This is a genomic window from Apilactobacillus intestinapis (assembly GCF_049166695.1).
Classification (GTDB): Bacteria; Bacillota; Bacilli; order Lactobacillales; family Lactobacillaceae; genus Apilactobacillus; species Apilactobacillus kunkeei_C.
In genome coordinates this window covers 1-11,200 of the sequence record NZ_JBMHFD010000007.1, presented here as the reverse complement: position 1 = coordinate 11,200, position 11,200 = coordinate 1, and the positions used below count along the sequence as shown (strand labels likewise).

The 11,200-nt window shown below is 33.9% G+C and carries 13 protein-coding genes; 12 read left to right on the top strand and 1 reads right to left on the bottom strand.

Annotated features, from left to right (window positions below; translation table 11 throughout):
• Positions 1-3: 3 nt before the first annotated feature.
• The 11 genes from comGC to ACOMA7_RS05230 all read left to right on the top strand — a co-directional run bounded on the left by comGC (position 4) and on the right by ACOMA7_RS05230 (position 9,435).
• A complete protein-coding gene (gene comGC, locus ACOMA7_RS05280) occupies positions 4-309 on the top strand; it encodes a competence type IV pilus major pilin ComGC (protein WP_054608072.1) in 306 nt (101 codons plus the stop codon).
• Positions 278-730 carry a hypothetical protein gene (locus ACOMA7_RS05275; protein WP_421392436.1) on the top strand — a complete coding sequence of 151 codons (453 nt, stop codon included), beginning with the start codon at positions 278-280 and terminating at the stop codon, positions 728-730. Before comGC ends, ACOMA7_RS05275 begins: the two co-directional genes overlap by 32 nt.
• A gap of 137 nt (positions 731-867) precedes the next feature.
• Positions 868-1,290 (top strand): competence type IV pilus minor pilin ComGF, encoded by a 423-nt coding sequence (locus ACOMA7_RS05270; RefSeq protein ID WP_054608075.1) that lies wholly within the window; start codon positions 868-870, stop codon positions 1,288-1,290.
• 236 nt (positions 1,291-1,526) lie between these two features.
• Positions 1,527-2,561, top strand: a complete 1,035-nt coding sequence (locus ACOMA7_RS05265; RefSeq protein ID WP_138741715.1) for a class I SAM-dependent methyltransferase — start codon at positions 1,527-1,529, stop codon at positions 2,559-2,561.
• A 10-nt stretch (positions 2,562-2,571) separates the two neighbouring features.
• Complete coding sequence (locus ACOMA7_RS05260; RefSeq protein WP_054608076.1) at positions 2,572-3,762, top strand: acetate/propionate family kinase; 1,191 nt, start codon at positions 2,572-2,574, stop codon at positions 3,760-3,762.
• A gap of 203 nt (positions 3,763-3,965) precedes the next feature.
• Entirely contained in the window at positions 3,966-5,336 is a 1,371-nt protein-coding gene (locus tag ACOMA7_RS05255; protein WP_421392431.1) for an amino acid permease, read from the top strand.
• Positions 5,337-5,458: 122 nt separating this feature from the next.
• The gene (locus tag ACOMA7_RS05250) at positions 5,459-6,067 is read left to right on the top strand and encodes a metallophosphatase (protein WP_421392428.1); all 609 of its coding nucleotides are present in this window, start codon (positions 5,459-5,461) and stop codon (positions 6,065-6,067) included.
• 13 nt (positions 6,068-6,080) lie between these two features.
• On the top strand, positions 6,081-7,454 hold the full coding sequence (locus ACOMA7_RS05245; protein WP_421392426.1) for a bifunctional metallophosphatase/5'-nucleotidase: 1,374 nt from the start codon (positions 6,081-6,083) through the stop codon (positions 7,452-7,454).
• A 12-nt stretch (positions 7,455-7,466) separates the two neighbouring features.
• A complete protein-coding gene (locus ACOMA7_RS05240) occupies positions 7,467-8,015 on the top strand; it encodes a YutD family protein (RefSeq protein ID WP_034532203.1) in 549 nt (182 codons plus the stop codon).
• Positions 8,016-8,027: 12 nt separating this feature from the next.
• Positions 8,028-8,807, top strand: a complete 780-nt coding sequence (locus tag ACOMA7_RS05235; RefSeq protein ID WP_421392423.1) for a TIGR01457 family HAD-type hydrolase — start codon at positions 8,028-8,030, stop codon at positions 8,805-8,807.
• Entirely contained in the window at positions 8,791-9,435 is a 645-nt protein-coding gene (locus ACOMA7_RS05230; protein WP_081006884.1) for a TIGR01906 family membrane protein, read from the top strand. The genes ACOMA7_RS05235 and ACOMA7_RS05230 overlap by 17 nt, the downstream gene beginning before the upstream one ends.
• A 30-nt stretch (positions 9,436-9,465) precedes the next feature.
• Here ACOMA7_RS05230 and ACOMA7_RS05225 read toward each other — a convergent pair whose 3' ends face one another.
• Positions 9,466-10,104 carry a VTT domain-containing protein gene (locus ACOMA7_RS05225; RefSeq protein ID WP_034530938.1) on the bottom strand — a complete coding sequence of 213 codons (639 nt, stop codon included), beginning with the start codon at positions 10,102-10,104 and terminating at the stop codon, positions 9,466-9,468.
• A 147-nt stretch (positions 10,105-10,251) separates the two neighbouring features.
• On the opposite strand from ACOMA7_RS05225, the gene ACOMA7_RS05220 reads away from it, so the two are divergent.
• Positions 10,252-10,842, top strand: coding sequence for a peptidylprolyl isomerase (locus ACOMA7_RS05220; protein ID WP_034530939.1), 591 nt, complete (start codon positions 10,252-10,254; stop codon positions 10,840-10,842).
• The last annotated feature ends 358 nt before the right edge of the window (positions 10,843-11,200 follow it).

Here is an 11,200-nt window from a genome sequence, read left to right as displayed (position 1 = left end):
AAAATGAACAAGAAAAAATCAGGCTTCACATTAATTGAAATGACAATTGTATTATTTATTATTTCACTACTAATTTTAATTGTTGTACCAAATGTTTCAGGGCAAAGAAAACATGCAACAGACGTACACGTCCATGCAATGCAAACATTAGTCCAAGGTCAAATTGATTCATTTGCATCGGATGAAAATAAAGGAGACGTAAGTATGGATGCTCTTGTTAAAAATGGTTACCTAACCCAAAAACAAGCTGATCAAGCTCAAGAAGAAGGCATTCAAATTGTGGACAATAAAGCAGTGGCAAAAGAATAAGGGGGCGTTTACTACAATTGAGATGCTGATTGTATTAATCATTAGCTCGATTTTTATGTCGTTATGTATATTTTTATATCAAGGTGTTCACATTAATGATAAAGAGTTAGAAAAAGATTTTTGGGAAAACTTTAATGTGTATTGGAAACATGGAATTGAGAGTAGTGAATATAGCGGATTAAGGACATATATTTACGAGAAAAATAATGACATTATCTTTTTGAACGATGGCAATTATAATAAACTCCGAATGCCCAACGGTATGCGTTCGCAAGATAATTTATTAATAATTATTAACAATGATGGATATGTTCCACCACAAACCTATGAGTGGTATTCCAATAAAACACATACCCGTTACTATTTAAAAGTACAACTTGGTGGAGGTACTTATAAAATATATGAAAAGTATTATGAATAAAGGCTTTATTATGATTGATTCGATTACGGCATTGACTTTAATTTCTGTAGGGATGATTTTCTTCTGTGAATCAAATCAACACATGTATGACAATCTCGATAAAGCTAGAAGAACTTTGATACAAAAGAGATTAGACTATGAAAAGAGAAAAGGGTTTTACGATTATTGAAACAATTATCGCACTAACGATACTTGGTTTGATTGCATTTACGATTACAATGATTAATCCATTGAAAAAATCATATAATCAAAAAAATATGCATGCGGTGGACTTTCAGCTATTCCTAAATAATATCGAATCAACTAAAAAACACTACTTTTTATATAAAATTGTGGGTGGGAAATTATTATCTATGGGGAGTAAAAGGTCCTCCAAAGAATATCAAATGTATAAAAATGGCGAAATGATAATCTTAACCGGAATCAATGGAGGCTTTTATCCGCTTTTAGATGATGTTGAAAGTGTTAGTTTTAAAGAAGTAAAGAAGCATTTAGCAATAAATGTGTTATTTACAAATGGTGAAAGTTATGAGGATGTGAGTTCAATATCTTATGAGTAAAAAATGTGGATCAGCGACATTGATTGCAATTGTCGTTCTATCGGTTTTATCAATTTTCTTATTGATAAAATATGAAAAATATAATGCTGAAATGCAGACGATAGATAAATTGATAAAAAGTTATGAATAACGATAATTTATATGCAAGTTATTAATGGTTTATCTTGAATTTTCTTGTAAAAATCTGGTAATATGAAAGTTGTTATTAAGTGATAATACTTTTAAGGGAGTTGAGTGTGCTGACTGAGAAAGATACAGAAACTCTGTTTAAAGTTTTCAATTCTTCAGCTGAAATCTTGAAAGACAAGCTAGGGGTATCATATCTTGATGCATTTATCGAGACTGGAGATAACCTTATCAATGACGGACAAGTTCATGTTGAAGATGATATACCAGATAGTGACACAGTTTCTAAGTTAGAAGGATTATACCGAGACGTAGATTATCAATCTATGGATGCAGAAACTGTAAGAAAGGCAATTCAAATTTGCATGATTAAAGCAACCAAAGAGGATGCAATTCAAGCAAATCACCAAATAACACCTGATACAATAGCTTCTATCATGGGTTATTTGGTTATTAGATTAGTTAAGAATGCCAAGCATCTACAGATTCTGGATTTATCCGTTGGAATGGGTAACCTATTAACTACGGTTATGAATCAATTGAAGGATGCAGTTAAGGATATTGATTTGCATGCTATTGGAATCGATAATGATGATTCCATGTTAGCCGTTTCAAGCATAAGTACACAAATGCAAAGAAACGATAAAAATACTGAACTTATTTACCAAGATTCAGTTGCCAATATTTTGGTAGATGATGCAGATTTAGTAATTTCTGATTTACCAATTGGGTATTATCCGATTGATGAAAATACCACTAACTATAAGACAAGATCAACAGATGGTCATTCATATGCTCACCACTTGTTAATCGAACAAGGGATGAACCATATCAAACCAGGTGGTTATGGGGTTTTCTTAGTACCAAGTAATATCTTTAACACGCCGGAATCAAAATCATTGTTAAAATGGATTCAAGATAATGCTTATCTTCAAGCATTATTGAATCTACCAAAAGAAATCTTTAACAATGCAAATGCTCAAAAAGCAATTTTGATTCTACAAAAGCATGGTGAAGATGCCCACCAAGTTGAAAAAATTATGATTGGTGAGTTCCCATCATTTAACGAAGTATCTGCTTTCCAAAAATTCTTAGCAGAACTAGTTGAGTGGGAAGAAAAGGATTTATTATCTAAAAAAAGTTAGGAGAACTATTATGGGAAAGTCAATTGCAATTAACGCAGGAAGTTCCACATTAAAATTTAAATTATTCGAAATGCCTTCAGAAAAATTAATTTCAAGCGGGGCAATCGATAGAATTGGTTTAACTAAATCAGATGTTGAAATTAAATATGGTGATGGCGAAAAATTCCAAAAGACAATGGATATCCAAAACCATGAAGAAGCCATCAAACTTGTATTAGACAAACTACTAAGCCTAAACATTATTGCTGATTACAACGAAATCACAGGTGTTGGTCACCGTGTTGTTGCCGGTGGTGAATACTTCACTGACTCAGTTGTTATTGATGATGATGTTTTAAGTAAGTTAGAAGAACTATCAGAATTAGCTCCACTTCATGAACCAGCAAACATTCTAGGAATCAAAGCATTTAAGAAGATTTTGCCAGATGTAATTAGTGTTGCTGTATTCGATACTTCATTCCATACTTCAATGCCAGAAGAAAACTATATGTATGCTTTACCATACAAGTACTACCGTGATCACAAAGCTAGAAAATATGGTGCACATGGTACTAGTTACCGTTACGTATCAGGCCGTGCTGCTGCTATGATGGGCAAAAAACTAGAAGACTTAAAACTAGTTATTATGCACTTAGGTGCCGGTGCTTCAATCTGTGCCGTTGACCATGGTAAGTCATTAGATACTTCAATGGGCTTCACTCCATTAACTGGTATCATGATGGCTACTAGATCTGGTGATGTTGACCCTTCACTACTTGCTTACATTATGGAAAAAGAAGGCATTTCAGATATTAACGAAATGATTAGCATCCTAAACAAGAAGTCAGGTTTAGCTGGTGTATCAGAAGTTTCTGCTGATATGAGAGATCTAGAAGCAGTTAAGGATGAAAACCACCAAGCTGAACTAGCTCGTAACATGTACATGAACAGAATCGTTAGATACGTTGGTCAATACGTTGCTGAAATGAACGGTGTTGATGGTATCGTATTTACAGCCGGTGTTGGTGAAAATGATATTGGTATCAGACAAGAAGTTGCTGATAAGTTAAGTTACTTCGGTGTTAAGGTCGATCCTGAAAAGAACCACATTCGTGCCGTTGAAAGAGATATCAGTGCTGACGATGCTAAGATTAAGACATTATTAATTCCTACAAACGAAGAATTAATGATTGTTAGAGATATCGAACGTCTTAAAAAATAAAGAAAAAGAGACCGAATAAGGTCTCTTTTTTATTTTCATGGATTGATGAAAATAATTCAATTAAATATAAATAACATGAACAAACGTTGAAACGTCGGGGATTAAACGTCGCTAAGTACTATTGTATAAAGGTTCGGACGTATTGCAGTTCGAATAAAATATGTATAATTAAAATCATAGAATATTTAGAGGAGGGTGATGAAATGCAAGAATCACCGAAACAAGAAGGCCAACAGCTTTCTAGAGGTTTAAAAAATCGTCATGTTCAATTAATCGCTTTGGGTGGAACAATCGGAACTGGTTTGTTCTTAGGAGCTGGGGAATCTATTCAATTTGCGGGACCATCAATTATTTTAGCTTACTTAATTGCTGGGATTGCAGGATTCTTTATCATGAGATCACTTGGCGAATTATTATTATCAAACGTTGATTGTCATTCATTTATCGAATTTATTGAAAAGTACTTAGGCGAAAAGATGGGATTTGTTGCTGGTTGGACTTATTGGGCCTGCTGGATAACAATTGCCATGGCTGAAATTACAGCTGCCAGCTTGTACATAAAGTATTGGTTCCCAAGTGTGCCACAATGGATAACTGGATTAATTCTTATTATAATTTTGTTCCTATTGAACACGATTAATGTATCAGCATTTGGTGAAACTGAATTCTGGTTTGCATTAATCAAAGTTGTTGCTATTTTAGCCTTAATCGCAACAGGAATTATATTGGTAATTATGAATTACAAGACTCCAGTGGGTCACGCTAGTCTTTCAAACCTATTTGGTCACAAGATGTTTGCACACGGTATCTCAGGATTCTTAATGAGTTTCCAAATGGTAATTTTTAGTTTTGCCGGAATTGAAATGATCGGTATGACTGCGTCAGAAACACACGATCCTGAAAAGGTTATTCCAAAGGCTATTAACGAAGTTCCTTCAAGAATTTTAATTTTCTACATTGGTTCATTAGTAGCATTAATGTGCATCTACCCATGGAACTACATCAATGCTTCATCAAGTCCATTCGTACAAGTATTTCAAAACATTGGAATTGCCGGAGCTGCGTCAATCATCAACTTTGTTGTTTTGACAGCAGCTGTTTCTGCATGTAACTCATCAATCTTCACAACTGGTAGAATGGCATACTCACTATGCTACGGTACTGATAATAAGGTTGGTAAGAAGATTGGTTCATTAACTAAGAACGGTTTACCAGCATCAGGAATTGTATTCTCAATTGCTGTTATCGCAATTTCACTAATCTTAAACGCATTTATGCCAAACGGTGTTTTCCAATTAATTTCAAGTGTGGCTACCACATGCTTCCTATTCATTTGGGGATTAATCGTAATTGCTCACATCAAGTACAGAAAGACTGTTAAGAAGAACAAGGAAGAAGACAAATTAACATTTAAGATGCCTTTATTCCCACTTTCAAGCTACTTCGTATTAGCATTCCTACTATTCGTAGCAGTTGTATTGCTATTTAGAGTAGACACAATGATTCCATTAATTGGATCAATCGTATGGATTGTATTCCTATACATCTTTAAGGTTGTTAAAGACCGCGTATAAAAAATAAAACAGTTTCAACAACTAATTACTTAATTAAGTGGTTAGTTTGCTTGAAGCTGTTTTTTTATTTTTCATTTGCTCAATAATAGTTTATTCTATTAGTAAGGAAGTAGGTGGCAAGAATGAAATACTTTATAGCGGATACGCATTTTCTTGATAAACACATGATAGGAAATAAGAATTTCGCGCCACGACCATATTTCTTTGTGGATGAGATGGATAACGATATCATTAAAAATTGGAATGAAGAAGTTTCTGACAGTGATATTGTTTATCATTTAGGTGATATCGCAGTCTGTCATGAAAAGCCCCAAAGAAAAGCACATGAAAAAATTTATGATATTTTAAAACAATTGAATGGACAAATTGTCTTTATTAAAGGAAATCATGATAGTAGAGCTTTGTTTAAGTTCATTGAGAAAAATAACTATGAATTGAATGGGAAACCAAAGTTTTCTTTCCACGATGTTGGAGCATTGATTAAGCTGAATCATGCCCAATACTATATGACCCATTATCCTTTGATGATGGGCCAGGTTGGACCGATTATTGATCTCCACGGGCATATTCATCACTATTCAGTGCCGGTAAAGGAAAATATCAATGTTGGGGTAGATAGTCCAGAAAAGGACTATTTAGGCTATGAGAAGCCATTCGGTGCTCCGTTTAGTGAACAGGATATTTTTAAGATGGTGGAACAAAAGAAAATTGATTTTGCCAAAAGACGATAAGGAGGAAGTAAGTTTGGAAAAAATTGCTATTTTACATACCAATGATTTACATTCACACTTTGAAAATTGGCCAAGAATAAAAAGATATTTAATTAGCGAAAAACAAAAACTGGAAAAACAAGGTTATTTCGTCATTACAGTTGATTTAGGAGATGCCTTAGATAGAGCTGATCCATTGACCGATGCTACCAACGGTAAAGCCAATGTTGAATTATTAAATGAAATCGGCTATGATGCTGCCACAATCGGTAATAATGAAGGTCTAACCAATAGTAAAGAACAGTTAAATCATTTGTATGATGACGCCAACTTTGACGTCGTTTTAGCTAATATTGTTGATTCTGATACTAAGAAGAGACCGGATTGGGCTCATGAAACTAAGATGATTGATACCCCAGCTGGTAATCATATTAAGATTTATGGTTTAACAGCTCCATATCAATCAACATATACCCTTGAGGGATGGACCCCAATTGACGACCAAGAAAAGATTCCGGAATTGTTGGATAATGATAAGGATGATGAAGTATTAGTATTGTTATCCCACTTAGGGGTTACTCAAGACAGATTAATTGCTAAGAAATTTCCACGTTTTGACGTTATCATTGGAAGTCATACTCACCATTTGTTTGAACATGGTGAAAAAGATAATCAATCATTATTGGCTGCTGCCGGCAAGTATGGATACTATGTTGGAAAGGTAACACTAGAAGTTGAAGATGATCACGTTATCAATAGTGAAGCTAGTGTTGTTAAAACTAGTGACTTACCAGTTGAACCAGAAGACAGTAAGTGGCTTGATGCTTTAGAAAAACGAGGTCAAGACATTTTAGCTCAATCTAAAGTTGCTAAGTTAGATGAAAAAATGGATAATGGTCTTCGTGGTAAACCAAGAATGGTTAGCGAATTTCTATCTGCGATGAAAGAAAAAGCTGGAACTAAAGCAGCAATCGTTAATAACGGATTGTTCTTACATGCTCTTCCAAAAGGCATTGTAGATAAGAACCAATTACACCAAATCTTGCCACATTCTATGCATGTAATTAAGACAACATTATCAGGTAGCGACTTATGGCGCATGGTAATGGAAATGCAAAAGAATTGGAAATTCCTAATTGCATATGAACAAAAGGGAATGGGCTTTAGAGGAAAGTACTTTGGCCAATTGAACTATGATGGAATCGATGTAGATGATCAAAACAATGTTTACTTCGATGGTAAATTGATTGACTTTGATCAAAACTACGAAATTGCATTACTAGATCATTACATCTTCATTCCGTTCTTCCCAACGGTTGCAATTAAGGGTGATAATAATATCTTGTATGATCAAACACTTAGAGAAGTGTTCGCATCATACTTATCAAAGAAATATCCGCTAGAATAGGAGAGGATAATTTTGGATCGTAAGAGTATTGAAGAGCTAGTCGAAGAAAAGAACAGTAACTATAAACCACTAGCTAACATAAAACTTGAAGACGAAAAGACCATTTTAATTAATGGCCATAAATATGAAATCATCAGTAATCGTAATAACTGTTTTAATATTGATGACTTCACTGCTAGTTACAATCCCATTTTTAGCAGATACAGCTTTATCGTTGGTGATTACGGATACGGCGTATTAAGACTAAAGGGATTTTCTGACGATGGTAGTAACACACCATTACAAAACCAATTCATGGCAATTCAAGATTATTTATATGAGTATGCCAACATGGGTGCGGACTATTTTGTTTTGCATAACCTAGAAGTGAAGACTAAACCAAACGGTTCTTTCAATAAGAGAAGAGGCCGTCGTTCTTCCAATAAGAATAACCGTCATGCCTTTATCAAAGAAAAGGTTACTAACGAAAAGCCTCGTGTAGATAAAAGAGAACACGTGACAGTGACCCAATCCAAGGGACATGGCAAGAGACACTTTACAATCAAACAGAGAACGGACTAGGAGAGAATATTAATGACAAAGTATAAGGGTTATTTCATTGACCTTGATGGCACAATTTATGCCGGAAGTAAGAGAATTCCAGCTGCCAAAAGATTTATCGAAAGACTACAATCAAACAGGATTGATTTTCTTTTCGTAACCAATAACACAACTAAGATGCCTGAGGATGTAGTTAAAAACCTAGGTGATAACCACGACATCCATGTGAGTGTCGATAACGTTTACACTGCCGGATTAGCTACTGCTGATTATGTAAAAAAAGATGCTGAAAGCAACCAATTAGACAAGACAGCTTATGTAGTTGGAGAAAAAGGATTAATCACTGCTCTTCAAAATAACGGTTTTGAAATTACTGATAATAAGCCTAGCTATGTAATTGTTGGATTAGATAGTTCAGTTACTTACAATCAATTAAGTAAGGCAGTTCTATTAGTAAGGGATGGTGCTAAGTTTATTGGTACTAATCCAGATAGTAATATTCCAACTGAAAAAGGGATGCAACCAGGAGCAGGTTCATTAGTAAAACTTGTTGAATACGCAACCCAACAAAAACCTGTTTTAATTGGTAAACCAGAATCAATTATCATGCAAAACGCATTGGATAAGATTGGTTTGAGCAAGTCTGACGTAGTCATGGTGGGAGATAACTACATGACTGATATTTCAGCGGGTATTAACTTTGGCATGGATACCTTAATTGTCTACACTGGTTTATCTACCAAGGAACAAGTGGCACAAAAAGAAGTTCAACCAACTCATCAAATTGATTCATTGGATGACTGGGAAGTTTAATTTGAATATTGAATTTATGAAGTATCGAGCATTGTCGTTAGTAATCATCTTGTGGTTTATAACTTGCTCGATATTTTTATTTATGAACATGCCATTTATATATACGTCAGTTGCCCACGTATTAAACGTACAACATGACATTAAAATGAGTTCAGGACAAATCAGTGATAATTACTTATTGATTATTAGATATTTACAGTCATTCTTTATTAGTGATATGCAAACAACGTTGCCAATTAATAACGTGGTAAAGGTACACTTTGGTGATGTGAGAAGGTTAATTCTTTTAAATAATCTCTTTATGGTAGTTATGACGCCAATAGTCATAAAAATATTGATTAGATTAAGGAAAAATCGCCTTTTATGGCTTTTAAAATCAGCTTTTAGGCAAATATACGGATGTTTTGTATTTCTTTTTGTGTTTGCTTTAATTGATTTCAATGATGCGTTTATCTTCTTCCATAAAATCCTATTTAGAAACAATGATTGGATTTTTAATGCAAAAAAAGAACCAATCATCATACTGTTTCCAGATCAGTACTTTATGATTGGATTTGCTTTTATATTTATATTTGTAACAGTATTTTATTTGATCCTATTACGATGTATTAATAGATCAACACAATAAAAAAGGACCCCAACATAGGAGTCCTTTTTATTATGCTTTCTTTTCTTTTTTGAACAATGCTACTAAAGCAGGGATACAAGTTACCAGAATGATACCAAGTACAACCACTGAGAAGTGTTCTTGTACAAATGGGATGTTTCCGAAGAAGTATCCTCCACCACAACATAGTAGTACCCAGACGATACAAGCAGCAACGTTATATTTAACGAACTTGCTGTACTTGTAACCACTTGAGGCGGCAATGAATGGTGCGAATGTTCTAATGATTGGCATGAATCTAGCAATAAATATAGCTAAGATACCGTATTTATCAAAGAAAGTTTTTGCTTTGTCTAGTTGTTCTTGTTTAATGAACTTACCAATATGTTTTTGTTTAGTAAGTTTATTACCAACTTTTTCACCAAGGAAGAAGTTTAATGAGTCACCGACGATTGAAGCAATTAGGAATAGGATGATAAATATGAATATACTTAGGTGATATTTTGGATTTGCAGAGATAGCTGCTGCTGCAAATAGTAATGAATCCCCAGGTAGGAAGGGCATAATTACGATTCCAGTTTCAATGAAGATTACTAGAAATAGTAGTAGGTAGGTCCAATCACCAAAATAATTAACCAAGTTAATGATGTGTTGGTCAATGTGTAATATAAAATCTATTAAAAGTTGCATTTCTCTCTCCTTTTGTTGTTTAACTATATTTTAACAAATTTACATGATTTACATTAAAGTTTTTTTAAAATAATTTAGTAAAAACACTTAATCATTTTTACTTCGTTAGCTATAATAGATATAGCAATTAAATATTTGGAGGACAAAATGACTCAATATCCACAATTAAGTATAGATGATAAATATAAGCCGATGGCTATTCTAAAGACAAATTATGGTGACATTCAAATAGCTTTGTTTGAAAAACAAGCACCTCAAGCAGTAGAAAACTTCATGAAATTAGCAGAAGTTGGTTACTATGATGGAACAACTTTCCATAGAGTTATCAAAGACTTTATGATTCAAGGTGGTGATCCAACAGCAACCGGTGCAGGAGGGGAAAGTATTTGGAACCGTCCATTTGATGATGAATTTTCTAAAGACTTATACAACGTACGTGGAGCTGTGTCTATGGCTAATTCTGGTCCAAACACCAATGGTAGTCAGTTCTTTATTGTACAAAATAAGACACTTCCTGAAACACTAATGGATCAAATGAATGAAGCAGGATTTCCTGAAGAAATCATTGACTATTACGTTAAGAATGGTGGAACACCATGGCTAGATTTCAGACATACTGTATTCGGACAAGTAGTTAAGGGTATGGATATCGTTGATAAGATTGCAGATGCTAAAGTAGATGCAAGTGACAAACCCGTTGAAGATGTTCTAGTAAACAAAGTAGAAATTTTCAAATAAGTACTTGACCGTAAAAAGACTTCCTGGTAGTATAAATATTGCTGTTGAGAGAGATTACTTAGTCTTCTCAAATAACCTTGAAAAATTGATGTTGACAGTGATTGATGATTTTGATATCATAATCAAGTCGCGTTAAATCAGTTGATTTCAAGCGTTGGCAAATAAAAAAAGTTATTGACACTGTGTTGATAATTTGCTATGATTAATGAGTTGTCAATTAAGACAGCAAGTTAATAAAAGGTAGATCTTTGAAAACTGAACAAGATTGATAATCGATGATGTGTAAGGAACTTACAACTTGGTTGTAAGAATTAAACATTGCGAAGTCAATTCGCTTATAAAATAACAATTTATTCAG

Bases quoted from the DNA above. Each gene is read 5' to 3' on its own strand.
- ACOMA7_RS05250 (WP_421392428.1), top strand. From the start codon at position 5,459: ATGAAATACTTTATAGCGGATACGCATTTTCTTGATAAACACATGATA.
- ACOMA7_RS05220 (WP_034530939.1), top strand. From the start codon at position 10,252: ATGACTCAATATCCACAATTAAGTATAGATGATAAATATAAGCCGATG.
- ACOMA7_RS05230 (WP_081006884.1), top strand. From the start codon at position 8,791: ATGACTGGGAAGTTTAATTTGAATATTGAATTTATGAAGTATCGAGCA.
- comGC (WP_054608072.1), top strand. From the start codon at position 4: ATGAACAAGAAAAAATCAGGCTTCACATTAATTGAAATGACAATTGTA.
- ACOMA7_RS05270 (WP_054608075.1), top strand. From the start codon at position 868: ATGAAAAGAGAAAAGGGTTTTACGATTATTGAAACAATTATCGCACTA.
- ACOMA7_RS05225 (WP_034530938.1), bottom strand. From the start codon at position 10,104: ATGCAACTTTTAATAGATTTTATATTACACATTGACCAACACATCATT.
- ACOMA7_RS05260 (WP_054608076.1), top strand. From the start codon at position 2,572: ATGGGAAAGTCAATTGCAATTAACGCAGGAAGTTCCACATTAAAATTT.
- ACOMA7_RS05255 (WP_421392431.1), top strand. From the start codon at position 3,966: ATGCAAGAATCACCGAAACAAGAAGGCCAACAGCTTTCTAGAGGTTTA.
- ACOMA7_RS05235 (WP_421392423.1), top strand. From the start codon at position 8,028: ATGACAAAGTATAAGGGTTATTTCATTGACCTTGATGGCACAATTTAT.